The sequence below is a fragment of the Limosilactobacillus secundus genome (genome assembly GCF_020784695.1).
GTDB lineage: Bacteria > Bacillota > Bacilli > Lactobacillales > Lactobacillaceae > Limosilactobacillus > Limosilactobacillus reuteri_F.
The window spans coordinates 1-25987 of sequence record NZ_JAJGUA010000045.1 but is presented as its reverse complement, the minus strand read 5'-3'; the positions used below and the strand labels follow the sequence as shown (position 1 = coordinate 25987).

Below are 25987 nucleotides of genomic sequence, written 5' to 3'. Positions count from 1 at the left end.
AGACTTACTTTATTTTTAATATTGGTAAGCCATTCAATAAAGGAGGTCAATCAACGATGAAGTCACGGTTCTTTAACAAGATTGAGAAGTTTAACGGAACCTTTACGCAACTTGAAGAAAATAGTCGTCGTTGGGAAAAACTTTATCGCCAGCGATGGGCGCATGACAAAGTTGTCCGCACAACTCATGGAGTTAACTGTACAGGCTCATGTTCTTGGAATGTTTATGTCAAGCAAGGGATTATTACTTGGGAACACCAAGCCACAGATTATCCAGCATGCGGACCTAATATTCCAGGATATGAACCACGGGGATGTCCACGAGGAGCGAGTTTCTCATGGTATGAATATAGTCCCGTTCGCATTAAGTATCCATATATTCGCGGTAAATTATGGAAACTTTGGACCGCTGCCAAGAAAGAACATGAAACCCCCTTAGATGCGTGGGCAAGTATTGTCGAAGATCCAGAAAAAGCTAAAAAATATAAAAAGGTTCGCGGACACGGTGGCTTAATTCGCGTTCATCGTTATGAAGCACTAGAATTGATTTCAGCCGCTTGCTTGTACACGATTAAGAAGTATGGACCTGACCGTATTGGCGGTTTTACCCCAATTCCTGCAATGTCAATGATGAGTTTCAGTGCCGGAGCACGGTTCATTGCCTTAATGGGTGGGGAACAAATGAGTTTCTATGATTGGTACGCCGATCTACCGCCTGCATCCCCTCAAGTTTGGGGTGAACAGACTGACGTTCCAGAATCTGCGGAATGGTACAACAGTTCTTACATTATTATGTGGGGATCAAACGTCCCATTAACCCGGACGCCCGATGCACACTTTATGACAGAAGTTAGGTACAAAGGAACAAAAATTGTGGTGGTTAGCCCTGACTATGCTGAAAATGTAAAGTTTGCTGATGACTGGCTTGCACCAGAACCAGGTAGTGATTCTGCGGTTGCGCAAGCGATGACCTATGTAATTTTAGATGAATTCTACCAAAAGCACCCAGTCAAACGTTTCATTGATTATTCCAAGCGATTTACTGATTTACCATTTATGGTTGAATTGGAACCAAGTACAGCAAATAGTAATCACTATACACCAGGCCGCTTCGTCCGGATTAGTGACTTGGTTGATGATGATACAATTGTTAATCCAGCATGGAAGACAGTTGTTTATGACCAAAATAACCACAAGATTGTTGTTCCAAATGGAACGATGGGGCAAGAATATAATGCTAAAGAAAAATGGAACCTTGAATTATTAGACCAAAATGGTAATAAGATTGACCCAGCGCTCTCTATTAATGATCAAGATGGCGAAACTGAACAAATTATTGCTGATTTTCCAGCGTTTAGTAATGACGGAAATAGTGTTGTCCAGCGTCATTTACCAGTTAAGAAGCTTAAATTCGCAGATGGCAAAGAACATTTAGTAACCAATGTTTATGATCTAATGATGGCTCAAATGGGAATTAACCGAACTGGTAATGATGAACTTGCCGCTAAAGATGCAATGGATGCTGAGAGCTACTTTACCCCTGCTTGGCAAGAAAGTCGTTCAGGAGTAAAAGCAAAACAAGTTATTCAAATTGCTCGTGAATTTGCCCAAAACGCGGCCGAAAACAAAGGTCGGAGTATGGTAATCATGGGTGGGGGAGTCAACCACTGGTTCAACGCTGATATGAACTATCGAAATATTATTAACATGCTGATGTTATGTGGTTGTGTTGGTATGACTGGTGGTGGTTGGGCTCACTACGTCGGTCAAGAAAAGCTTCGTCCACAAGAAGGTTGGGCGAACATTACCTTTGCCAACGACTGGGAAAAAGGTGGTGCCCGTCAAATGCAAGGTACTACTTGGTACTACTTTGCAACTGATCAATGGCGTTATGAAGAAATTGATAACCAAGCTCAAAAATCACCTGTTTGGAAGAGTAAACATTCCTACTTACATAATGCTGATTATAATCAAATGGCAATTCGTTTAGGATGGTTACCATCATACCCACAATTTGATCGTAATCCGTTATCTTTTGCAAAAGATTACAATACAACTGATATTGATAAAATTTCAGAGAAAGTTGTCGATGAACTAAAAAAGGGTACTTTGCATTTTGCTGCTGAAGATCCTGATGCTAACCAAAATCAGCCCAAGGCCTTCTTCTTATGGCGTTCAAACTTATTTGCTTCTTCTGGCAAAGGTGCGGAATACTTTATGAAACACTTATTAGGCGCTGAAAACGGATTGCTTGCCAAACCAAATGATCGAGTTAAGCCCCAAGATATGATTTGGCGTGACAAGGGAGCAATTGGTAAGTTAGATCTTGTTGTTGATATGGACTTCCGAATGGTTTCAACACCTATGTACTCTGATGTTGTCCTGCCAGCTGCTACTTGGTATGAAAAGAAGGATCTTTCATCAACTGATATGCATCCATTTATTCACCCATTTAATGCAGCAGTTAGTCCGATGTGGGAATCAAAGTCTGACTGGCAACAATTCAAGCTCTTGGCTAAGACTGTTTCTGAAATGGCAAAGAAATTCATGCCGGGAACCTTCTATGACCTTAAGAGCGCACCGCTAGGGCATAATACTCAGGGGGAGATTGCTCAACCATACGGAGAAATTAAGGATTGGAAAAAAGGCGAAACAGAGCCAATCCCTGGAAAAACCATGCCTTCCCTGAAGTTGGTTACTCGTGATTACACCAAGATTTACGATAAATTCATTACCCTTGGACCTAATATAGTGAATAACTATGGCTATAAAGTCGATGATCAATACGATTACTTAAAGGGAATGAATGGAACTGCCAACGAAGGTATTGGTGCGGGCTGCCCGCTACTTGATGAAGATGAAAAAGTATGTGATGCAATCTTACGGATGTCAACTGCTTCTAATGGTAAACTCGCCGATCGCGCTTGGGAAAAGAAGCAAGAGCGAACTGGTGAACATTTAACAGATATTGGCCGGGGCCATGCTGATGATTCAATGTCATTTAAGCAAATCACTGCTCAGCCACAAGAAGCCTATCCGACACCAATCGGAACTTCTGCTAAACATGGTGGAGCTCGCTACACACCATTTTCATTAATGACCGAGCGAAATGTTCCTACATTTACTCTTACAGGACGTCAGCATTATTACATTGATCATGAAATTTTCCGTGAATTTGGTGAAAATATGGCAACTTATAAACCATCTTTGCCACCGGTTGTAATGGCCCCAGGGGATGTTGAGGTTCCGCCAATAGAAGATGAAGTTACACTTAAATATATGACACCTCATGGTAAGTGGAATATTCATACAATGTACTATGACAACCTTGAAATGCTGACATTGTTCCGGGGCGGTCCAACTATTTGGATTAGTCCACAAGATGCCGATAAGATTAAGGTAAAAGATAACGACTGGATTGAAGTTTATAACCGCAATGGGGTCGTTACTGCGCGGGCGGTTGTCTCTGTCCGAATGCCTGAAGGATCAATGTATATGTACCATGCTCAGGATAATGAAATTTATGAGCCTCTTTCTACCATTACCGGTAATCGTGGGGGATCGCATAATGCACCAACGCAAATCCACGTTAAGCCAACACATATGGTCGGTGGATATGGACAATTGAGTTACGGTTGGAATTACTACGGGCCAACCGGAAACCAACGTGACCTTTATGCAAATGTAAGAAAACTGAAGAAGGTGAACTGGAGTGAAGATTAAAGCACAAATCAGTATGGTCTTAAACCTCGATAAGTGTATTGGTTGTCATACCTGTTCAGTGACTTGTAAAAATACTTGGACAAATCGACCGGGAGCTGAATACATGTGGTTTAACAATGTTGAAACTAAGCCAGGTGTCGGTTATCCAAAACGCTGGGAAGATGAAGATCAATACCATGGTGGTTGGACATTAAATTCAAAAGGTAAACTTAAATTACGTGCAGGAAATAAACTAAACAAAATCGCTCTTGGTAAGATCTTTTACAATAATGATATGCCAGAGCTAGATAACTACTATGAACCATGGACCTATGATTACAAGACGTTATTTGGCCCCGAACAAAAGCATCAACCTGTTGCTCGCCCTAAGTCGCAAATTACTGGTGAAGGGATGGAATTAACAACCGGCCCTAACTGGGATGATGACTTAGCAGGATCAACTGAATATGTTCAACAAGATCCTAATATGCAAAAAATTGAAGGGGACATCAAGAATAACTTTGAACAGGCATTTATGATGTATCTTCCCCGATTATGTGAACACTGTTTAAATGCTCCATGTGTAGCCTCTTGTCCATCAGGTGCAATGTACAAACGAGACGAAGATGGGATTGTTTTAGTAGACCAAGAACGTTGTCGGGGATGGCGTTTTTGCATGACTGGATGCCCATATAAGAAAGTCTACTTTAATTGGAAGACTCACAAGGCTGAAAAATGTACTTTTTGTTATCCACGAATTGAAGAAGGTCAACCAACTGTTTGTGCTGAAACCTGTGTCGGTCGGATTCGATATATTGGTGCTATTTTATACGATGCTGATCAAGTAGAAGAGGCTGCTTCAACTCCTGATGAAAGTAAGCTGTATGAAGCACAACTAAGTTTATTCCTTGATCCCAATGATCCAAAAATTATTAAACAAGCACTCAAGGATGGTATTTCTGAAGAGATGATTGAAGCAGCACAAAAGTCGCCAATCTATAAAATGGCAGTAAAAGAAAAGATTGCCTTTCCACTTCATCCTGAATACCGGACAATGCCAATGGTTTGGTATATTCCACCGCTATCACCAGTTATGAGCTATTTTGAAGGACGGGACTCAATCAAGAATCCTGAAATGATCTTCCCAGGAATCGATCAAATGCGGGTGCCTGTGCAATACTTGGCAAGTCTATTAACTGCTGGGAACGTTCCTGTCATCAAGAAAGCCTTATATAAACTTGCAATGATGCGGCTATACATGCGTGCTAAGACTAGCGGTCGGGATTTTGATAGCAGTAAACTAGAACGAGTTGACTTAACAGAAGAGCGGGCAACATCACTTTATCGTTTACTGGCAATTGCTAAATATGAAGACCGCTTTGTTATCCCAAGTAGCCAAAAGGCAGAAATGGAAGATGCACAAACCGAGCAAGGTAGTCTTGGTTATGATGAATGTGAAGGCTGTGCATTGGCTCCCCAACACAAGAGTATGTTTAAGAAGGCAGAAGCTGGCAAATCAACTAATCAGATTTATGCTGATAGTTTCTATGGGGGGATTTGGCGTGATTGATTTTAGACGATTAACAGATTTAAAAGATGCATTTGCTATTCTTTCACGCTTGATTGACTATCCTGATGCAGAAACATTTTCACCAGAGATTCGTCAATTATTACTTACAGATAACTCATTATCAACTGCAACACGGGGAGAATTATTAAGCCTCTTTGATGAATTAGCCGCGCTATCTCCAATCGAAGTCCAAGAGATGTACACTCACCTTTTTGAAATGAACCGACGTTATACCCTTTATATGTCATATTATAAGATGACTGATTCCCGTGAACGAGGAACCATTTTAGCACGGTTGAAAATGCTATATGAGATGTTTGGTATATCAGAAGCAACTAGTGAACTTTCAGATTATTTGCCTTTATTGCTAGAATTTCTAGCATATGGCGATTATGCTAATGATCCGCGGCGTCAGGATATCCAATTAGCATTAAGTGTGATTGAAGATGGAACTTATACTCTTTTAAAAAATGCAGTGACAGATAGTGATAGTCCCTATATTCAGTTAATTAGACTTACACGCTCACTAATTGGTTCGTGTATTAAAATGGAGGTGCAAGAAGATGTATAATGGCTGGGCAATTTTCTTATGGGTTATTTATCCATATATAATGCTGGCATCATTTTTCATTGGAACATTTGTTAGATTTAAATATTTCCATCCCTCAATTACTGCTAAATCAAGCGAACTTTTTGAAAAGAAATGGTTAATGATCGGAAGCGTTACTTTCCACATTGGAATTATTTTAGCTTTCTTTGGTCACTGCTTAGGAATGTTTATTCCGGCAAGTTGGACAGCTTACTTTGGCATTACTGACCATATGTACCACATCTTTGGTTCATTAATGATGGGAATTCCAGCAGGGATCCTTGCATTTGTGGGAATTGCGATTTTGACTTATCGGCGAATGACTTGTTCTCGTGTTTATAAGACAAGTGATATCAATGATATTATTGTCGACTGGGCTTTGCTAATTACGATTGCATTAGGCTTAGCATGTACGATTACGGGGGCATTTATTGATTACAACTATCGGACAACAATTAGCCCATGGGCAAGAAGTCTATTCCTTCTTAATCCTCAATGGCAATTAATGCGTTCAGTGCCATTAATTTATAAAATCCACGTTCTTTGCGGATTAGCAATTTTTGGCTACTTCCCATACACCCGGTTGGTTCACGCTTTAACGCTACCTTGGCAATACATTTTCCGTCGTTTTATCGTTTATCGTCGCCGCGCAAGAATTTATTAATATATAAGAAGATATAGCAAGACATAATAAAAGCATCAGAATTCTCCTTGTGAAGAAATCTGATGCTTTTAAAGTATAATTATTCTTGATGTGGTCTTGTAAAGGTAACAATTGTACTTGCCAAAATTACGAGAATAGCTCCTAAAATCAGGGTAGGGGTTATCTGAACCGGAAAGAAGAAGGAAGAGTAAATAATAACAATTACTGGGCCAAGCGCACGAACAATATTTGCTTTACCAGCTGTAATAAACTGTAAACTAGTATAGAAAAGAAGTAGGGACATGAAACCATTGAAGAATGCCCCGCCAAAGTTAAATGCAACTGCTTGACTAGAAATATGGTTAAATGATGTTCCTGTCATGAGAGCATAGAAGAAAAGTAGAAGAGCTGAAGTAAAATGGTTAAAGAACAAAACATTATTTGGCTCTTCGTTACTAACTAGATATTTAGCCACGATATTGTTGGCGGCATACATTAGGGGGTAGATGAATGCACATATCAGTCCAAGAAGGTTATCACTAAATTGAAGACGGCTTCCTGAAATAAAGAAAGAACCGAGAATGCAAAGAATAATTGCTAAGTAATCCCACTTTGTAATCTTTTCTTTTAAGAAGATATAAGATAGGAAGAAAACGTAAACTAAATACATCCGAGCGATAAGGGTAACTGTGATTGGACTTAGGGTTGAGAGGGCAATGTATTGAAGAATAATTCCAATTGCATTTGTTCCACCCAAAAGCCATAGCCACAGACTCTTAAGATTGGTCAAAGAAACATGCTGACGAGTAATGAGAATTGTTGCAAAGGTAAAAATTGTGGCAAACGCACTAGTGAAAATTCCTCCAACAACCGGACTTAAACTAGTAAGTGAAAATTTATTAAGAACCGGACTAATACTACTAAATAGGAGAGAAATCAGATTTAATTCAATTCCCCATAATTGCTTCTTCGAGACACTTTTTATATTCATTTAGTCACATCCAATACTTTTTGTTACTTTAATCCTAATAAATTATATTTCTAAGTCTATTAGGAAAATGACTAAATATCTTAGTTTACATAATATTTAGAATAATAACTATTCAAATTTAAAATTTTGAACAACTTTATCAAGGTCTTCTTGTTCAATTCCTAGGTAGTGGCGCGTATTTCGTTCGGAGGAGTGATTAAACAACTGGGAAATAATTTCAACGTTGACACCCTTTTTATAGAGTTGTCGACCAAAAGTCTTTCTAAAAGAGTGTGTTCCAATCTTAGCAACGATTTTATTATTTTCCGTTTTTCTAGCCATTCGTTGTAACATCTCATAAAAGCCATGCACTGAAAAATGACCTTCTTGTTTTCCAGGGAAAAGATAATCATTTTCATCTTTATAATCTAAGTCATTAAGGTAATCAATAATCTCGGCAAGGCAATTATTCCAAAAGAGTGTTTTAGCCTTGCCTGTTTTTTGCTCAATAACACGGGTTTTAGTCTTATTTAGAACATGGCCAACCCTTAACGTTACAACGTCTGATGCTCGTAATCCATTGTTGAGGGCGATTGCAATTAGTAATAGGTTCCGGTTAACTAATTCAGGACGAGAATGCAGCTTAATTGTCTCACGTAACTGATCATATTCTTCGAGAGTCAAGAATTTAACATTTTCCACCCATATTTTCCGCTTACCTTTAATTTGACCATTAGTCTTATTTTTGGGAATATAAACTCGTTTTTTAGTTGACATAATATTTATTCCTTTGTTAATTTGTGAGGTAATCAACTAAAGCAGGAACTATTTTTTCTCCTTCTTTCCGACCAGTTTCATAAAGTGCGCGAATCTTCTTAACATTTCCTTCAATCCGCTTAATCTTAATTGGTTTAGAGGGAGCGATGTTAAAAATCTTTCCTTCACGAGATAAACGATTAATTTCAGCAATCTGTTGGTTGTAGAGAAGGGGGCGATTAATTCCTGCTTTAGCAAATTCGGGATAATCTTTATATACCATGTTGTATAGCTTCTTTACAGCAGAACTGGATGGCTTCTTTCGGTAGTTAACGTCCCGGGTCCGGACAACAACAATCTTGTCATAACCTTGTTGTTGTGCAATATCAAATGGAATTGAATCTGTAATTCCACCATCAAGGCAAGGTCCTTGAGAAGTTTCCTGAGGATCTGAAAGAAATGGCATCGAAGAAGAAGCTTTGAGGGCATTAGTTAGCTCCTCACCAACTGGATCTGTAAATAAAACTGTTTTTCCTGTTTTTACAGAAGTAGCAACTGCTGTGAAATGAGATGCTGACCGCCGATATGCCGCTTCATTAAAATTCTGCCAAGAATATCCATGATCTTCAAAAAGATAATCAAGATTAATTATTTGCTTTTTAAATACGCGAGCCATCGATATATATTGGCGATCGTGCCGATGATTAATATTGATATTGGCAGCGCGTCCGTATTGCTTAGAAACGAAATTAACTCCACAAAGCGAACCAGCAGAAACGCCAATCACACTTCGAAATTCAATATGGTGAGCGAGAAATGTATCAACAATTCCGGCAGTATATTGTCCACGGAATGCGCCACCTTCTAAAACTAATGCTGCATTATATAACATAAACTGAAATAACTCCTTTTTGTTCGCTAAAAATAGCAAAAGATGACTCAATTTTAGTGAGACACTTTTTCAATAAAATTATACAACAGTCTTACATGAAAATATAGGATTTTAAAAGCTTGTTATATCAGCGTTCTTCGTTACTATCCGTAAGACTCTTTTATCAAAAGAGTCTTACTACTTTTAAAATAATACAAAAGTAGGCCTAAAAACATCTTTTGCCTCTCAGACGAACTGAAATTTATTTTGATGAGTAATAGGTCATTACAATTCGTCTCAGAAGAAAAATAAGTATAACTAGCAAGAAAATGAGTAAATAGGCAGTAAATATTTAAATATGAACTTTTTATGAAGAAACTATTGATCATTTAAGATAATCATAATAAAATAGTGCTCAGTTAATTGTTAAACGTTTAACAAAAAAGTAAAGAAACGGGGTTATTTCTATGCTAGAACGCAAGGAACATAAGAAAATGTATAAAAGCGGTAAAAATTGGGCAGTCGTTACACTCTCTACTGCTGCGCTGGTATTTGGTGCAACAGCTATAAACGCATCCGCGGACACGAATACTGAAAAGAATGAGTCTTCTACTGTACAGGTTACAACCGGTGATAATGATATTGCTGTTAAAAGTGTGATGCTTGGTAGCGGTCAAGTTAGTGCAGCTAGTGATGCGACTATTAAAAATTCTGCTAATGCAAATAGTGCTTCTTCTGCTGCTAATACACAAAATTCTAACAGTCAAGTAGCAAGTTCTGCTGCAACAACATCATCTACAAGTTCCGCATCTTCATCAAATAACACAGATAGCAAAGCGGCTAAAGAGGATGATACGCAAAAAGCTGCACCAGCTAATGAATCTTCTGAAGCAAAAAAAGAACCCGTTGTAGACACAAACGATTCTTCAGCTGCAAAAAATGATGATCAACAATCCGATAAAAAGAATCCTACTGCTAAGTTAAACAAGGATGCTCAAAACGTTGTAAAAAATGCGGGAATTGACCCTAACAGTTTAACTGATGACCAGATTAAAGCATTAAATAAGATTAACTTCTCAAAAACTGCTAAGTCAGGTACACAGATGACTTATAATGATTTCCAAAAGATTGCCGATACGCTAATCAAACAAGATGGTCGGTATACAGTTCCATTCTTTAAAGCAAGTGAAATCAAAAATATGCCTGCCGCTACAACTAAAGATGCACAAACTAATACTATTGAGCCTTTAGATGTATGGGATTCATGGCCAGTTCAGGATGTTCGGACAGGACAAGTTGCTAATTGGAATGGCTATCAACTTGTTATCGCAATGATGGGGATTCCAAACCAAAATGATAATCATATCTACCTCTTATATAATAAATATGGTGATAATGAATTAAGTCATTGGAAGAATGCAGGTCCAATTTTTGGTTATAATGCTACCGCGCTTTCCCAAGAATGGTCAGGATCAGCTGTTTTGAACAGTGATAACTCTATCCAATTATTTTATACAAGGGTAGACACGTCTGATAACAATACCAATCATCAAAAAATTGCTAGCGCTACTCTTTATTTAACTGATAATAATGGAAATGTATCACTCGCTCATGTAGCAAATGATCATATTGTATTTGAAGGTGATGGCTATTATTACCAAACTTATGATCAATGGAAAGCTACTAACAAGGGTGCCGATAATATTGCAATGCGTGATGCTCATGTAATTGAAGATGATAATGGTGATCGGTACCTTGTGTTTGAAGCAAGTACTGGTTTAGAAAACTATCAAGGCGAGGACCAGATTTATAACTGGTTAAATTATGGCGGAGATGACGCATTTAATCTCAAGAGCTTATTTAGAATTCTTTCCAATGATGATATCAAGAGTCGGGCAACTTGGGCTAATGCAGCTATCGGTATCCTCAAACTAAATAAGGACGAAAAGAATCCTAAAGTGACAGAATTATACTCACCATTAATTTCTGCACCAATGGTAAGTGATGAAATTGAGCGACCAAATGTAGTTAAATTGGGTAATAAGTATTACTTGTTTGCCGCTACCCGTTTAAATCGAGGAAGTAATGATGATGCGTGGATGAATGCCAATTATGCTGTTGGTGATAATGTGGCAATGGTCGGATATGTTGCTGATAGTCTAACAGGATCTTATAAGCCATTAAATGATTCTGGAGTAGTCTTGACTGCTTCTGTTCCCGCAAACTGGCGAACAGCAACTTATTCATATTATGCTGTCCCTGTTGCCGGAAAAGATGACCAAGTATTAGTTACTTCATATATGACTAATCGAAATGGAGTAGCTGGAGAGGGCATGGACTCGACCTGGGCACCAAGCTTCTTGTTACAAATTAATCCTGATAATACGACTACTGTTTTAGCTAAAATGACTAACCAAGGGGATTGGATTTGGGATGATTCAAGCGAAAATCTTGATATGATTGGTGATTTGGACTCCGCTGCTTTACCTGGGGAACGTGATAAACCTGTTGATTGGGACTTAATAGGTTATGGATTAAAGCCACATGATCCTGCTACACCAAAGGATCCGGAAACCCCAGAGATACCTAATACTCCAGAAACACCAAAAACTCCAGAAACACCAAAAACTCCTGAAAATCCTGGGACCCCTCAAACTCCCGACACACCTAATACTCCGGAAGTTCCTTTAACTCCAGAAACGCCTAAGCAACCTGAAACTCAAACCAATAATCGTTTGCCACAAACTGGAAATAACGCTAATGAAGCCATGATTGGCCTAGGTATGGGAACCTTGCTTAGTATGTTTGGTCTTGCAGGAATTAACAAGCGTCGCTTTAACTAACTATATACTAAAAAAATAAAACCGCTAAGCCTTAAATGCAGCTTAACGGTTTTTTATTTTGAAAGTTTTTATTGTAAAAAAAGCGAATTATCATTAATACTAATGCAATTGTTGTAAGACCTTACGACAGTAGTAACAATGAATTTGCCCATCTTTGTCGGCTAGCTTGCGTGCATGCATCGCAGAAAAAGTATAGTGCTCATGACAAAATGGACAAACATATTGCTTCTTTCCAAATAATGAGGTAATAAAGCCCAAAATTTTCTCCTCCATAAAAAATTATACACCGCTTAACATTATAGCGAAGATTCTCTTTATAGAAAAGGATTTTATTCATTTATTTTTTTATGTGAAGTTTCACTTATTTCTTTAAGAGCATCACGCTGCTGTTTCTGGTCAACGTGGGTATATAAATCTGTAGCAGATGTTCCTTTTTGTCCCAACTGTTGGGCCACGAGTACTTGATCTTTTGTTACCTCATACATTTCAGAAGCAAGGGTGTGCCGTAATTTATGGGGAGTGAGAGGATGTCCAAATGCGGTTGAATACTTTTTAACCATTTTTTCAATTGCATTAGCTGTCATCCGCCGAGTTTGCTTGTGATAAATAGTTAGGAAAAAAGCAGTATCCTTTTTTAAAGCGTGGTATCGCTGCGCACGAATCGCTTGGTAAGCTTGAATATAAGTAATAGCCCAAGGTGCGATTGGTACTGAATCTCTCTGGCCACCTTTTCTTATTACATCTAGCAGTGATTGCTTTAAATTTAAATCCCCAAGGTTTACGTTAGCTGCCTCGGATACTCGGACGCCTGTTCCTAAAATAAGAGCAATAATTGCAATATCTCGTTCCTTATTGACTTTATAAGAGGGGAGAGCTCTTTTATCACATTTGTTAGGGTATTCTTTTTCGATGAAGGTAATAAAATCAAACTTCATTTGTCCCCGGTACATGTGTGAAGCCAGCGTATGAGCCCGATAATTTAACGTTTTTGTATCGTTAAGTGAGTCAATTTTCAGCATTACATTACGGTCAAAATAAGATTCACCATCATTGTTATCTGCGGTAACTGTTAAAAATTTATACAGTGACCTTAATGCATTAATAGACCGATTAATTGAAGTGGGAGAATTTAACCGTCCTTGTGCATTAGTAGTATGCTGCAAATAATCGATATACAACATTACATCACTACGCCGTAAATTAGCCAGCGTATCAATTGGTAAGTTCTTATTAGAGTTAACAGAGACAAGTCCACTTGACCGTAACCAATCAAAGAATCGCCGGATTTCGGTTAAGTACTGATAGGTGGTTGTAACTGCATGGTTGGTCCCTAAATAATACTCATTAACATAATCAGGAAGGTTCTGAAGCTCCTCTTGAATTAGCTTTAAATATTTATCTGCTTCCATTTTTATATCCTCCTTGATACTAAAAAGAGTCGCTTGAAAGAAAACTTTCAACGACTCTCTAAAACTATCGGGAAAACAGGATTCGAACCTGCGACCCCCTGGTCCCAAACCAGGTGCTCTACCAAGCTGAGCTATTTCCCGTTAATAACGAACAAATATTATTTTACCAATTCTCAATTAAATAGTAAAGAAATATTTTAATTTGCGACCATTAAGAATTAAATGACATAAAAATAATTTGACATTCAAAATATTTTTGAATATAATTTGATCATCGAATATTTTGATACTCGAAATATTTTTTTGAAGGCAGGTGAATCTTTTTGGCAATAATGAATGCGCAGGAGATTATGGAATTAATTCCTAATCGATATCCGATTTGCTACATCGATTATGTAGACGAATTAGTTCCTGAAGAAAAGATTACCGCAACAAAAAATGTCACAATTAACGAATCATTTTTTCGCGGTCATTTTCCTAATAATCCTGTTATGCCTGGAGTTTTAATCATCGAAACATTGGCCCAAGCTGCTTCAATTTTGATATTAAAATCACCGCATTTTTATAAGAAAACAGCTTATCTTGGCGCAATTCATAAAGCGAGGTTTCGACAAATGGTCCGTCCTGGTGATGTATTAAAACTAAATGTTGTTATGAAAAAAGTTCGATCATCAATGGGAATTGTGGAAACACAAGCGCTTGTGAACGACAAAATAGCTTGTAATGCAGAACTTGTCTTTATCGTTGCTGAACGAGAAGAAAAGATTTAGCATGGTGAATCATTATCATTTATAATATATTTTGATAATCAAATTATTCGGGGCTATAGAATAAAATTGAAGGGAAGAAATATATTATGAGTAAAGATAATGATTACGAAAAAATCAATAAAGGATTAATCAAAGTCTATTCCGGAATTCTATGGATTGAAGAAAATGAGTTACGGAAAAGTACATTCAATGATTTAACAATTAAAGAGATGCATGCAATTGATGCAATTACGATGTATAACCATCAAACAATTTCTCAAGTAGCAGAAAAGCTTCATCTAACTCCAGGAACAATGACTTCAATGGCTGATCGCTTAATTCGAAAAGGATATGTTGAAAGAATTCGTGATAAAGATGATCGCCGCATTGTTCGGTTACGTTTAACCAAAAGAGGACGGGTACTATATCGTGCGCACCGGGCCTTTCATAACATGATGGTTGAACGTTTTCTCAAAGGAATGAATGATGAAGAAATGAAGGTTATTAAAAAAGCCTTGCAAAACTTAGAAGATTTTGTGGATGAGCATGCTTAGAGATAAGGATTGACAAACATTGCAAAATTTAAGAATTACTAGTACTGCGAGTTATCATCCACCACTTAATATTACTAACCAGCAATTATCAACTATTATGGATACTTCAGATGAGTGGATTAAATCGCGGACTGGAATTCATCAACGTTATATCAGCAATACTGAAAATACTTCAGACCTGGCTTTTAATGTTGGTAACCAGTTATTGACTAATGCCAATTTGAAGGCAACTGAACTTGATTTAATTATTATTGCAACGATGTCTCCCGATGCCTATACGCCGTCAACTGCTGCCATTGTTCAAGGAAGATTAGGGGCGAAAAATGCAATTGCGTTTGATATTTCAGCAGCTTGTACTGGTTTTATCTATGCCATGAATACAGCTGAATTAATGTTGAAAAGCTCTAGTTGGCAAAATGCAATGGTAATTGGTGCAGAAGTATTATCAAAACTGATTGATTGGAAAGATCGAAGTACCGCCGTATTGTTCGGCGATGGGGCTGGCGGAGTGCTACTTCAAAAGCCAACTACGGCAACTCCTTTAATCCTCGGCCGTGATCTCCATACATTTGGTGAGTTGGGAGATAAAATTATTGCCGGAAAAACAACGCCTAAAGCTGGCTTCCCTAAGCAACTAACATCCCTTTCACCATTTGCGATGGTCGGTCGTGACGTATATCGTTTTGCCACTCATGAAGTACCGCGCTCAATTACCTCTGCCGTTCAACAAGCTAATTTAAAATTAGACGATATCGATTATTTTTTATTACATCAGGCGAATGAACGGATAATTACTCAAATTGCAAAGAGACTGGCGCAACCAATTACAAAGTTTCCAATGAATATTAGTGAATATGGAAATACAGGCGCCGCTAGTGAACCAATTTTATTGACGCAAGCTGTTGCTCATGAATTGGTTACACCAGGTGACATTATTGCAATGAGTGGTTTTGGCGGCGGTTTAAGCACAGGAACAATAATTTTAAACTATTAATAGAGAAAGAAGAATGAATATGACTAAAGAAGAAATTTTTGATACTGTAAAAACTATTACTGTTGATGAATTAGATGTTGACGAAGATCGTGTAACAATGAACGCACGAATTAAAGATGATCTTGATGCTGACAGTCTTGATGTTTTCGAAATTATGAATGAACTTGAAGATAAGTTTGAGATTGAATTAGATGCCGATGAAGGAATCGAGACTATTAGTGACGTTGTTGATTTCGTAAAGAAACAATTGGATGAAAAATAATGTACTACGGAATATTATTTAGCGGTCAAGGTGCACAGCGATCGGGAATGGGAGTCGAGCTTATGGCCGACTCCCTTTTTTCAAGGGTTGTTAGTCGGGCAAGTGATGTTTGTGAGCTTGATTTACTCAAAATTATGAAAAACGAGCATAACGAGTTGAATAAAACAGCATATGTTCAACCAGCAATTGTAACAGTTAGTTATGGAATCTACCGAATGTTAAAACGGGATTTACCGCAACTACCAATTAAGGGGATGATCGGCCTATCCTTAGGCGAGTACGCTGCCTTAATTGCTAGTAATTCACTTTCGTTTGAAGAAGGAATCAAACTAGTTGCGGATCGTGCTCGCTTTATGCAACAAGACGCAGATAGGGAAATAAGTACATTAGCAGCTGTCCTTGACCCTCAACTTCAAGAAATAAAAGAACTAATCACTGCTCAACAAGAAAACGGTCAGCGGGTTTATATTGCCAACTATAATTCACCACGCCAAATCGTAGTGGGCGGGGCATTAACCGACTTAAAGGCTACCCTTAAAAAGATGGAAGAAGACAAGCTTGTTAAAAAAACGATTCTGCTCAAAGTTAATGGTGCATTCCATACTCCCTTCTTTAACGGTGCACGTCAACAGATGCATAACCGGTTACAAACGGTCGACTTCCATGAACCACAGATTGAAGTTATTAGCAATACTACTAACAGCTTGTTTCATTGTGAGGATCTTCCAGGAATTCTTGAAAAACAATTAGCTGTTCCAACACACTTTGGAGCTAATGTTAAGAATTTAGTCAAGCACGCGAAAATTGACACAACATTAGAAATTGGTCCTGGAAAGACGTTATCTCGCTTTGCTCACCAAGTTGACCGGCACTTAAATACCCAACACATTGAAAATCTTGTTGATTATGAAAATTTTATAAAGGAGCAAAAAGATGGAACTGACAGATAAAGTCGTTTTTATAAGCGGAAGCACACGCGGGATTGGGGCGGCTACTGCATTAGAGTTTGCTAAGACTGGTAGTCGGCTAATTCTCAATGGGCGTCAAGATAACTTACCAAAAGCGCTTAAAGAAAAACTAGATCTACTAGGGACAGAATATCACTATCTTAAGGGCGATATTGCAAATGAAGAATCAGTTAATGAATTAGCAGCAGCGGCTTGGCAAATATACGAGAAGATCGACATTCTTATCAATAACGCGGGAATCACGAATGATAAGTTAATGATGGGAATGAAAGCGAGCGATTTTGACCAGGTCATCAATGTTAATTTACGCGGAACATTTATGTTAACGCAACCTATTTTTAAGAAGATGCTCAAAAAAAGAGCCGGTTGCATTATCAACCTTGCTAGTATTGTGGGTCTCCATGGTAATACGGGACAAGCTAATTATGCGGCAAGCAAGGCAGGTATCATCGGCCTTACTAAATCTATTGCCCACGAAGGAGCGCGCCGCGGAATTCGTTGCAATGCGATTGCTCCCGGAATGATTACTAGTGATATGACTGAAAAATTATCTGAGCGAGTAAAAGAACAAATTCTTAGTCGCATCCCCCTCAACCGCTTAGGACAGCCAGAAGAAATTGCTAAGACCGCAAAATTTTTAGCAGAAAACGATTATTTGACCGGTCAAACCATTGTAGTTGACGGTGGAATGACAATTTAGGAGGAACTAAATGACAAGAGTTGTAATAACAGGAATGGGTGCTGTTGCTCCTAATGGTAATGGTATTCAAGAATTTATAAGTAATAGTTTTGCAGGCAAAGTTGGAATTAAAGCGATCAAGAAATTTGATGCCAAGCCGACAGGAATTACCGTGGCGGGTGAAATTGACGATTTTGCCCCTAATGATGTCATTGGGAGAAAAGCCGCGCGCCGAATGGATCTTTATTCTCAATACGCCTTACAAAGCGCTATTGAAGCAATGGAAATGGCGGAGATTAACGAAACAAATACCAAACCAGTCGACATGGGTGTTATCTATGGATCTGGAATTGGCGGTTTGACAACTATTCAAGAGCAAATTATCAAAATGCATGATAAGGGTCCTAGACGGGTATCACCAATGTTTGTTCCAATGTCAATTGCTAACATGGCAGCTGGTAATATTTCCATTCATTTTAATGCGCAAAATATTTGTACATCGATTGTGACTGCTTGCGCCACTGGAACTAATGCAATTGGAGAAGCCTTTCGTCAAGTTAAAGAAGGACGCGCCAAAGTAATGATTGCCGGTGGATCAGAGGCTTCGGTAAATGAGATCGGAATTGCTGGCTTTGCGGCATTAACAGCCCTATCACAAGCAACTGATCCACTTAACGCCTCCATGCCATTTGATAAAGCACGCCAAGGATTTGTTTTGGGTGAAGGCGGTGCAACACTTGTTTTAGAGGATCTTGAGCATGCGCAAAAACGCGGTGCTAACATTCTTGGTGAGATTGTCGGTTATGGTGCTACCTCGGACGCTTACCATATTACATCCCCTGATCCAACTGGTGCAGGGGCGGCAAGAGCAATGGAACTGGCAATTAAAGAAGCTGGAATTAGTCCTAACGAGATTTCCTATATTAATGCCCACGGAACCGCTACTCATGCTAATGATGAAGGCGAATCTAAAGCAATCAATCAAGTATTTGGTTCTGATAGCAATGTTCGTGTCAGTTCAACTAAGGGAATGACTGGACATTTGCTTGGGGCTGCAGGAGCAATTGAGGCAGTCTTAACAGTGGCTGCTTTACAAAAGGGACAATTACCGTTGAATATAGGTTGTTTTAATCAAGATCCGAAGTGCTCGGTTAACCTTGTGACGGCAGAAAATAGTGACGCATCAAACGCCCGTTACGCAATAAGCAATTCTTTTGGTTTCGGTGGCCATAATGCTGTTTTAGCCTTTAAGAAATGGGAGTGATCTATCTTGGAATTTAAAGAAATTCAAACATTAATGCAGAATTTTGAAGATTCTGATATTCGTGAATTAGAAATAAATCAAGATTCCTTTCAGCTCTATTTAAGCAAAAATAAGCAAACCCACAAGCATGAAAATCTTATAACAACCGAAAAAACAGAGCAAACGACTTCAGTTAAGAAAAAAGCAAACGAGCAACCAACTTTACCTTCGCAAAATATAACTGCGCCCCTAGTTGGAACTGTCTATCTCCAACCAACCCCCGATGCAGATCCCTATGTTAGAAGTGGCGACCATGTAAAAAAGGGGGATGTTGTTTGTGTGATTGAAGCAATGAAAATGATGACAGAGATAAAAAGCCCTTTTAACGGAATCATTACTTCAATTTGTGTAAGCAATGAAGAACTAGTTGAAGTAGAACAACCGCTTTTCTCAGTTCAGGAGGATAAAGATAATGACTAATAAAACTTTAGATATAACTGAAATTCAAAAAATCCTTCCGCATCGTTACCCAATGTTACTAATTGATCAAGTTGATGAATTAATCCCTGGTAAGAAGGCCGTTGCACGGCGTAATGTCACGATTAATGAAGAGGTTTTTAATGGTCATTTCCCTCAAAATCCAGTTTTACCAGGAGCATTGATTGTTGAATCATTGGCGCAAACAGGTGCCGTCGCTCTCTTATCTCAAGAAGAGTTCCAAGGCAAAACAGCCTATTTTGGTGGGATTCGGTCAGCAGAATTTCGTAAAGTAGTCCGCCCTGGTGATACGTTAAGGTTAGAAGTCAACCTAGAAAAAGTTCATAAAAACATTGGAATTGGTAAAGGCATTGCAACGGTCGATGGCAAAAAAGCCTGTACAGCCGAATTAACTTTTATGATTGGGTAGGTGGTTTGATGTTTTCCAAAGTACTAGTCGCCAATCGTGGTGAAATTGCTGTCAGGATAATACGGTCATTACGGGAGCTAGGGATTAAGACAGTAGCTATTTATTCAACTGCAGACCGCGAAAGTCTTCATGTTCAACTAGCGGATGAAGCTGTATGCGTTGGAACCGCCCGTGCCCAAGATTCATATTTGAATGCGAAAAATATTTTGGAAGCTGCTCTTGGTACAGGTGCCCAGGCGATCCATCCCGGCTTTGGCTTTCTATCAGAAAATGCGGAATTCGCGACAATGTGTGAAGAATGCGGAATTACTTTCATCGGTCCCCAAGCCTCAGTTATTGACTTAATGGGGAACAAGGAGCATGCACGGGAGCAAATGAAAAAATCAGGGGTGCCTGTAATTCCTGGAAGCGATGACTATATTACCAATATTAATGACGCTGTTGAGGTCGCAAACAAGATTGGGTATCCAATTTTGTTAAAAGCAGCTGCTGGTGGTGGTGGTAAAGGGATCCGACGAATTAACGATCATAACCAGATGCGGCAAATATTTAGCGAGGCCCAAAACGAAGCCCGACTTTCGTTTAATGATGACCGAATGTACCTTGAAAAGATTATGGAGAATGTTAAACACATTGAGGTCCAAGTATTTCGTGATAATTTTGGCAATGCCGTTTTCTTTCCTGAACGAGACTGCTCAATTCAACGGAATAAACAAAAATTGATTGAAGAAAGTCCTTGTGTCCTAGTAAATGAACAAGAGCGAAAAACGCTAGGACAAATTGCCATGCGAGCCATTAATGCGATTAACTATCATAATACGGGGACAATAGAATTCCTAATGGACAAGAACCATCACTTTTACTTCATGGAAATGAACACTCGTATTCAGGTTGAACATACAGTGACGGAGATGGTAACTGGGATCGATTTAGTGAAGGCACAGGTGATTGTCGCTGCAAATGAACCACTTCCCTTTACCCAACAGGATATTCAGGTTCATGGACATGCGATTGAGTGCCGGATAAATGCAGAAAATCCTAAGCAAAACTTTATGCCAGTGACTGGGACGATTAATTACTTGTATCTTCCAGTCGGTAATTTGGGGATGCGAATTGATACTGCTATTTATCCTGGCAGCAAGATTACTCCTTATTATGATTCAATGATCGCTAAGGTAATTGCCCTTGGTCAAGATCGCCAAGAAGCTATTGAAAAAATCAAACGACTTTTAAATGAAATGGTAATTACGGGCGTAACGACCAATCAAAATTTCCATTTAGCAATCCTAAACAATCCTAAATTTTTGGCAGGAACAGCTTCAACAACGTTTCTTGAAGACTCTTTCTTGCCGCAATGGAAGAGGGGGCTGACAGCGTGAAATTATATGATCAAAATAATACTTTAAGTGAACGGCACATCAAAGCAGATAAAAATGCTGATGAAAGGGTCCCAGATCAAATGTGGTTAAGGTGTCCACATTGTCATCAATTACTATTTGCCAAGCAGTTAACACAATATGCTGTTTGTCCTAACTGTGACTATGGATTACGAATACCTGCCCGTCATCGACTCTCATGGTTAGTAGATTCGTTTGAAGAATTCGATAAGGATCTCCAGACAAAGAATCCGTTACATTTTCCTGGATATCAAGAAAAAATCAGCAAACTTCAAAGACAAACTAAGCTGAATGATTCAGTCCTAACTGGTGAAGCTTCGATTAATGATCAGCTATTTTCACTAGGCATTATGGATCCAACATTTATTATGGGATCACTCGGAACTGTTACAGGTGAAAAGATAACGCGCTTATTTGAATATGCAACTACCCATCGCCAAGCAGTAGTATTATTCACTGCTTCAGGCGGGGCACGGATGCAAGAAGGAATTATGTCGTTAATGCAGATGGCTAAGGTTTCACAAGCAATAAATGAGCATGCTGCTGCAGGACTTTTATACATCGTGATATTAACCGATCCAACAACTGGTGGAGTAACTGCTAGTTTCGCAATGGACGGAGATATTATTCTCGCTGAGCCTCATGCACTTGTTGGCTTTGCTGGCCGCCGCGTTATTGAACAGACAATCCACCAGCAAATTCCTGTCGACCTCCAATCAGCTGAAAACATCCTGCATCATGGGTTTATTGATCGAATTGTAAAACGTCAAGATGAAAAAAAGCTGCTTGAATGGCTATTAAAAACAGGGAGCGTTGCTAATGAATGAACAATTATCAGCAAGCGAGATTGTTAAACGTGCTCGCAGCGACAATAAAATTACGGGGCTGGAGATTATTCAAAATGTTTTCCCAGATTTTGTTGAGTTGCATGGCGACCGGGCAGGCGGGGATGATCCTGCAATCGTTGGTGGAATCGCTACTTTCCATCAGCAAGCAGTTACCATCATTACCACCGATCGAGGAAAAACAACAGACGAGAAAATTATAAAGCATTTTGGCTCACCAATGCCTAGTGGTTATCGCAAGGCACTCCGCTTAATTAAGCAAGCAGCTAAATTTAAGCGACCTGTATTCTGTTTTGTTAATACCGCAGGAGCATTTCCTAGCAAGGAAGCCGAAGAAAATGGGCAAGGAAGTGCGATTGCCCAAAATATTTTACAAATAAGTCAGCTTGCCATTCCAATTATCACGATTATTTATGGTGAAGGAGGTAGTGGGGGAGCCTTAGCATTGGCATGTGGAGATGAAGTATGGATGTTAGAAAACAGTACTTATTCTATTTTATCTCCTGAAGGGTTTGCCTCCATCATGTGGAAAGATAGTACGAAAGCAGATAAAGCGGCAGAATTAATGCAAATGGTGCCGCAAGCTTTATTAAAACAAGGGATTATTGAAGGAATTATTCCAGAAAGCGAAGAGCATCGTAAAACTTGCAAAAATATCGAGCAGGTTTTACTAAAGCAATTAAACAAACTGCAAGAATTATCACCAAAGCAACTTCTAGCAAATAGAAAAAAACGTTATCGAAAGTTTTAAGGAGGATAATATGGGAAATATATTAACAGGAAAAAAGATCGTTGTTATGGGAGTAGCTAATAAGCGTTCTATTGCATGGGGATGTGCACAAATGATGGCTGAACAAGGTGCACAAATTATCTATACTTATCAGAATTCCAGAATGAAAAAAAGCCTACAACGGTTAGTAGATGATGAAAATCAATTAATTGAGTGTGATGTAGTGGATGATGAAAGTATTGAACAAGCCTTTACAACTATCAAGGAACGTTTCACAAAGGTAGATGGGATTATACACGCAATTGCTTTTGCCAAAAAAGAAGAATTAGCTGGCTCAATTCTTGGTGCTAGTCGTAAAGGTTATGCAATCGCGCAAGATATTTCTTCTTATTCCCTTATTGCTGTTACTAAGGTTGCCAATCAGTTAAACCTATTAAATACTCCTGCAAGTATTGTTACCTTAACCTATTTTGGCTCTGAACGTGCTATTCCTAACTATAATGTAATGGGAATTGCTAAAGCTGCCCTTGAAGCTAGTGTTCGCTATTTAGCACGGGATTTAGGACAAAAACGAATCCGTGTTAATGCAATCTCTGCTGGAGCGGTTAAGACATTAGCAGTTACAGGTATTAAAGGTCATGATGAACTTTTAAAGATGTCCCAAGCAAGAACTGTTGATGGAGAAGATGTAACTATTAGCGAAATTGGGAACGTGTGTGCATTCTTAATGAGCGATTTATCAACTGGAGTTACTGGCGACACCATTTATGTTGATAAGGGGGTACATTTGATTTAAGAATATAAATTTTAAAGACTGAGAAATGAGGTTTTTTCAGTCTTTTTGCTGTCTTTTAGAAGGAAAACATAACAATAGCAAGAACTTTTTTAGTTTTTTCTAAAAAAGTTCTTGCTATTTTATAGATCAGTTGGTATTATTAATAACGTTGTGAAAGACGAGTTAACAATTTTGAGAAAAGTTGTTTAATATATTTAAAAAATGGCCCGTTAGTCAAGTGGTTAAGACACCAGCCTTTCACGCTGGTATCGTGGGTTCAAATCCCGCACGGGTCACTTTTGCGGAAGTAGTTCAGTGGTAGAACATCACCTTGCCATGGTGGGGGTCGCGGGTTCGAATCCCGTCTTCCGCTTAGTCAGTTCTATTATGCCGGGGTGGCGGAATTGGCAGACGCACAGGACTTAAAATCCTGCGGTTAGTGATAACCGTACCGGTTCGATCCCGGTCCTCGGCACTATTTCGGGAAATAGCTCAGCTTGGTAGAGCACCTGGTTTGGGACCAGGGGGTCGCAGGTTCGAATCCTGTTTTCCCGATCTGGCTAAACAGCTAAGAGGTAATCTTCTTAGCTGTTTTTTGTAGTCAAAATTTGATTTATTACTTTGTAACAAGCGGTACTAAAGCAGCCATTAATTAGTTTTTTGAAATAAAACAAACTTTTTTTGAAAAAAGTATTGCTTTTTATAGGATAACTTGATAATATAATATTCGTCGCTGATATGCGGGTATAGTTCAGTGGTAAAACCACAGCCTTCCAAGCTGTTGTCGCGAGTTCGATTCTCGTTACCCGCTTTTAATTAATTTAATATGGCCCGTTAGTCAAGTGGTTAAGACACCAGCCTTTCACGCTGGTATCGTGGGTTCAAATCCCGCACGGGTCACTTTTGGAGGATTAGCTCAGTTGGGAGAGCATCTGCCTTACAAGCAGGGGGTCACAGGTTCGAGCCCTGTATCCTCCATTGAACAATTTTAATAGTTGTTCAACATTTTAATATAATTGGGCTATAGCCAAGCGGTAAGGCAACGGTTTTTGGTACCGTCATGCGCTGGTTCGAATCCAGCTAGCCCAATTAGCCTAAAACAGTGAGTAAAATTACTCTCTGTTTTTTATTAGAAAAAATAGGATATCTGTCAACTGGTATGGTTGACTAAAAATACTTCCTACGAAAATGTAGGGGTATTTTTTTTATGAAAAAATACAATCAATTCTAAAAAAGAAAAATTTTTGATTTTGCGATTGATGCCTTCTAAAGGACCATTAGAGTATTCAAATTTAGCGCTATTTAAGACATATTTTCTGTTTTGACGAAGGGTTTGAATAGCGGTATCCATTTCTGTATTGGTTTTTTGATAGTCTAAGATGGTTGACTCTAGTAATTCACTATTGCGCTCGTTTAGGGCTTTCGTGATATCTTGGTAAGTTTGGTATACTTCAGCGAACTTGGAAAATTTACTAGTAATGAGATCAACAGCATTTTGGCGAGTCATATATTGTTTAACGCCGCGAAGAAAAACTACTTCTTCAGGGTGAAGATCTTCAGCTTTTTTATGGAATAGCTTCCAATGTGACTTCATAATTTTATATTCTCGGCTCTGTTTATCGAGTTGTTTTAGGATAGAGATACGACAATTGTCCAAAGCACGACCAGCTAATTGTACAAGGTGGAAGCGATCAATAATGATATTGGCATTAGGGAAAAGGCGATAGATAAAGCTTTGATATTGAGTATTTAAATCAATTACAACTGATTGAACGCATTCGCGTTCGGCTTTTGAATAACGACTTTCAAAATAATCAATAATGGTAGGTGATAGACGATCCTGTAACTTTGTGACAATTTGGTGGGTTTCAGCGTCACAACAGATAAAGACTTAGTTGAACGAAACTCGTCAAAACATAGATGCTTAGGCAACTTAGCCACACGATAGTGTGGTTCCATGCGCTCTAAAATTGTTCGACGAACGCTGCTAGGAGAACAGTGACACATTTCAGCAATCAGCTGACCAGATAGTCCTTTACGAGCTAAAAGCATGATTTGATTTTTGAGATCACTGGATAAGGTTTGATTTTCTTTGGTTAAATTAGTAATAGCACCAAAAGTAGTATGGCATGATTTACATTTATAGCGTTGTTTACGAAGCTCTAGTTCATATCTTCTCCCGTTTAACCTTGCCAGTCGTACATGAGTTTTGGGAAAGCCATCCTTATTAACTGTGGGAAAGCCACAGTTACGACAACGATTAATCGGATAAGAAAGAGTAGCTGTTATTAGCGTTATATACTCTTTAACAGAATCATTGTTGTGTTCAGCTTCTTCAACAGAAATAATTTTAATATTTTTATCTTTAATTCCAAGAATATTTAGGATAGAATCATTATGGGACATTTGTTTAACCTTCTTTCATGATTTTTGTGGTGAATTGATTGTATAACGAGGGGACAGCAAATGTCCTCTTTTTTGTATAAAAAAATCTGGCATGGAATCTCTCTCCATACCAGAAAGTGTATACCC

General features: G+C 38.6%; 23 protein-coding genes, 9 tRNA genes and 1 pseudogene. 26 read left to right on the top strand and 7 right to left on the bottom strand.

Features of this window, described 5'->3' with window-relative positions:
- Positions 1–56: 56 nt before the first annotated feature.
- Genes LMB57_RS09190 through narI form a run of 4 tightly spaced genes read left to right on the top strand, consistent with a single transcriptional unit; the run spans position 57 to position 6524 of the window.
- Positions 57–3722, top strand: a complete 3666-nt coding sequence (locus tag LMB57_RS09190) for a nitrate reductase subunit alpha (RefSeq protein WP_229271775.1) — start codon at positions 57–59, stop codon at positions 3720–3722.
- Complete coding sequence (gene narH, locus LMB57_RS09185) at positions 3712–5271, top strand: nitrate reductase subunit beta (protein ID WP_229271774.1); 1560 nt, start codon at positions 3712–3714, stop codon at positions 5269–5271. Before LMB57_RS09190 ends, narH begins: the two co-directional genes overlap by 11 nt.
- On the top strand, positions 5264–5842 hold the full coding sequence (gene narJ, locus LMB57_RS09180; protein ID WP_229271773.1) for a nitrate reductase molybdenum cofactor assembly chaperone: 579 nt from the start codon (positions 5264–5266) through the stop codon (positions 5840–5842). Before narH ends, narJ begins: the two co-directional genes overlap by 8 nt.
- On the top strand, positions 5835–6524 hold the full coding sequence (narI, locus tag LMB57_RS09175) for a respiratory nitrate reductase subunit gamma (protein ID WP_229271772.1): 690 nt from the start codon (positions 5835–5837) through the stop codon (positions 6522–6524). Before narJ ends, narI begins: the two co-directional genes overlap by 8 nt.
- 79 nt (positions 6525–6603) lie before the next feature.
- Here narI and LMB57_RS09170 read toward each other — a convergent pair whose 3' ends face one another.
- The 3 genes from LMB57_RS09170 to LMB57_RS09160 all read right to left on the bottom strand — a co-directional run bounded on the left by LMB57_RS09170 (position 6604) and on the right by LMB57_RS09160 (position 9121).
- Positions 6604–7494 (bottom strand): DMT family transporter, encoded by an 891-nt coding sequence (locus LMB57_RS09170; protein WP_229271771.1) that lies wholly within the window; start codon positions 7492–7494, stop codon positions 6604–6606.
- 108 nt (positions 7495–7602) lie between these two features.
- Positions 7603–8250, bottom strand: a complete 648-nt coding sequence (locus LMB57_RS09165; RefSeq protein ID WP_003663651.1) for a site-specific integrase — start codon at positions 8248–8250, stop codon at positions 7603–7605.
- Between the two features lie 16 nt (positions 8251–8266).
- Entirely contained in the window at positions 8267–9121 is an 855-nt protein-coding gene (locus tag LMB57_RS09160) for a patatin-like phospholipase family protein (RefSeq protein WP_229271770.1), read from the bottom strand.
- 446 nt (positions 9122–9567) lie between these two features.
- Here LMB57_RS09160 and LMB57_RS09155 point away from each other — a divergent pair, with 446 nt between their 5' ends.
- Positions 9568–11943, top strand: a complete 2376-nt coding sequence (locus LMB57_RS09155) for a glycoside hydrolase family 68 protein (RefSeq protein WP_229271769.1) — start codon at positions 9568–9570, stop codon at positions 11941–11943.
- Positions 11944–12042: 99 nt separating this feature from the next.
- On the opposite strand, the gene LMB57_RS09150 is transcribed toward LMB57_RS09155, so the two are convergent.
- From LMB57_RS09150 to LMB57_RS09140, 3 genes are all read right to left on the bottom strand, one after another.
- A complete protein-coding gene (locus LMB57_RS09150) occupies positions 12043–12201 on the bottom strand; it encodes a hypothetical protein (RefSeq protein ID WP_003674018.1) in 159 nt (52 codons plus the stop codon).
- 71 nt (positions 12202–12272) lie between these two features.
- Positions 12273–13352, bottom strand: coding sequence for a tyrosine recombinase XerS (gene xerS / locus LMB57_RS09145; protein WP_229271768.1), 1080 nt, complete (start codon positions 13350–13352; stop codon positions 12273–12275).
- A 67-nt stretch (positions 13353–13419) separates the two neighbouring features.
- Positions 13420–13493, bottom strand: a tRNA-Pro gene (locus LMB57_RS09140).
- Between the two features lie 182 nt (positions 13494–13675).
- Between LMB57_RS09140 and fabZ (LMB57_RS09135) the strand changes: the two genes are divergently transcribed.
- The 21 genes from fabZ (LMB57_RS09135) to LMB57_RS09035 all read left to right on the top strand — a co-directional run bounded on the left by fabZ (LMB57_RS09135) (position 13676) and on the right by LMB57_RS09035 (position 24544).
- Positions 13676–14122, top strand: coding sequence for a 3-hydroxyacyl-ACP dehydratase FabZ (gene fabZ / locus LMB57_RS09135; RefSeq protein WP_003667749.1), 447 nt, complete (start codon positions 13676–13678; stop codon positions 14120–14122).
- 86 nt (positions 14123–14208) lie between these two features.
- Positions 14209–14655 (top strand): MarR family winged helix-turn-helix transcriptional regulator, encoded by a 447-nt coding sequence (locus LMB57_RS09130; protein WP_229271767.1) that lies wholly within the window; start codon positions 14209–14211, stop codon positions 14653–14655.
- Between the two features lie 19 nt (positions 14656–14674).
- Positions 14675–15649: a beta-ketoacyl-ACP synthase III gene (locus LMB57_RS09125; protein WP_229271766.1), complete on the top strand. Its 975-nt coding sequence runs from the start codon at positions 14675–14677 to the stop codon at positions 15647–15649.
- A 19-nt stretch (positions 15650–15668) separates the two neighbouring features.
- A complete protein-coding gene (locus tag LMB57_RS09120) occupies positions 15669–15911 on the top strand; it encodes an acyl carrier protein (RefSeq protein WP_003674025.1) in 243 nt (80 codons plus the stop codon).
- Positions 15911–16861: an ACP S-malonyltransferase gene (locus LMB57_RS09115; protein WP_229271765.1), complete on the top strand. Its 951-nt coding sequence runs from the start codon at positions 15911–15913 to the stop codon at positions 16859–16861. The genes LMB57_RS09120 and LMB57_RS09115 overlap by 1 nt, the downstream gene beginning before the upstream one ends.
- Positions 16845–17579: a 3-oxoacyl-[acyl-carrier-protein] reductase gene (gene fabG / locus LMB57_RS09110; RefSeq protein ID WP_229271764.1), complete on the top strand. Its 735-nt coding sequence runs from the start codon at positions 16845–16847 to the stop codon at positions 17577–17579. The genes LMB57_RS09115 and fabG overlap by 17 nt, the downstream gene beginning before the upstream one ends.
- A 10-nt stretch (positions 17580–17589) precedes the next feature.
- Positions 17590–18822 (top strand): beta-ketoacyl-ACP synthase II, encoded by a 1233-nt coding sequence (gene fabF / locus LMB57_RS09105; protein ID WP_229271763.1) that lies wholly within the window; start codon positions 17590–17592, stop codon positions 18820–18822.
- A 6-nt stretch (positions 18823–18828) separates the two neighbouring features.
- Positions 18829–19281 (top strand): acetyl-CoA carboxylase biotin carboxyl carrier protein, encoded by a 453-nt coding sequence (locus LMB57_RS09100; protein ID WP_035156358.1) that lies wholly within the window; start codon positions 18829–18831, stop codon positions 19279–19281.
- Entirely contained in the window at positions 19274–19708 is a 435-nt protein-coding gene (fabZ, locus tag LMB57_RS09095) for a 3-hydroxyacyl-ACP dehydratase FabZ (RefSeq protein ID WP_085680892.1), read from the top strand. Before LMB57_RS09100 ends, fabZ (LMB57_RS09095) begins: the two co-directional genes overlap by 8 nt.
- Before the next feature lie 8 nt (positions 19709–19716).
- Positions 19717–21087 carry an acetyl-CoA carboxylase biotin carboxylase subunit gene (gene accC / locus LMB57_RS09090; RefSeq protein WP_229271762.1) on the top strand — a complete coding sequence of 457 codons (1371 nt, stop codon included), beginning with the start codon at positions 19717–19719 and terminating at the stop codon, positions 21085–21087.
- The gene (gene accD, locus LMB57_RS09085) at positions 21084–21932 is read left to right on the top strand and encodes an acetyl-CoA carboxylase, carboxyltransferase subunit beta (protein WP_229271761.1); all 849 of its coding nucleotides are present in this window, start codon (positions 21084–21086) and stop codon (positions 21930–21932) included. Before accC ends, accD begins: the two co-directional genes overlap by 4 nt.
- Entirely contained in the window at positions 21925–22701 is a 777-nt protein-coding gene (accA, locus tag LMB57_RS09080) for an acetyl-CoA carboxylase carboxyltransferase subunit alpha (protein ID WP_229271760.1), read from the top strand. The genes accD and accA overlap by 8 nt, the downstream gene beginning before the upstream one ends.
- Before the next feature lie 10 nt (positions 22702–22711).
- On the top strand, positions 22712–23476 hold the full coding sequence (gene fabI, locus LMB57_RS09075; protein WP_229271759.1) for an enoyl-ACP reductase FabI: 765 nt from the start codon (positions 22712–22714) through the stop codon (positions 23474–23476).
- Between the two features lie 203 nt (positions 23477–23679).
- Positions 23680–23751: transfer RNA gene (locus LMB57_RS09070), tRNA-Glu, on the top strand.
- A 5-nt stretch (positions 23752–23756) separates the two neighbouring features.
- A tRNA-Gly gene (locus tag LMB57_RS09065) sits at positions 23757–23828 on the top strand.
- A gap of 16 nt (positions 23829–23844) precedes the next feature.
- Positions 23845–23930 (top strand) — tRNA-Leu (locus LMB57_RS09060).
- Positions 23931–23936: 6 nt separating this feature from the next.
- A tRNA-Pro gene (locus LMB57_RS09055) sits at positions 23937–24010 on the top strand.
- Between the two features lie 185 nt (positions 24011–24195).
- Positions 24196–24266 (top strand) — tRNA-Gly (locus tag LMB57_RS09050).
- A 17-nt stretch (positions 24267–24283) separates the two neighbouring features.
- A tRNA-Glu gene (locus tag LMB57_RS09045) sits at positions 24284–24355 on the top strand.
- Between the two features lie 5 nt (positions 24356–24360).
- Positions 24361–24433 (top strand) — tRNA-Val (locus LMB57_RS09040).
- A gap of 39 nt (positions 24434–24472) precedes the next feature.
- Positions 24473–24544, top strand: a tRNA-Gln gene (locus tag LMB57_RS09035).
- Positions 24545–24660: 116 nt separating this feature from the next.
- On the opposite strand, the pseudogene LMB57_RS09030 reads toward LMB57_RS09035, so the two are convergent.
- A pseudogene (locus LMB57_RS09030) lies at positions 24661–25861 on the bottom strand (ISL3 family transposase).
- Between the last annotated feature and the right edge of the window lie 126 nt (positions 25862–25987).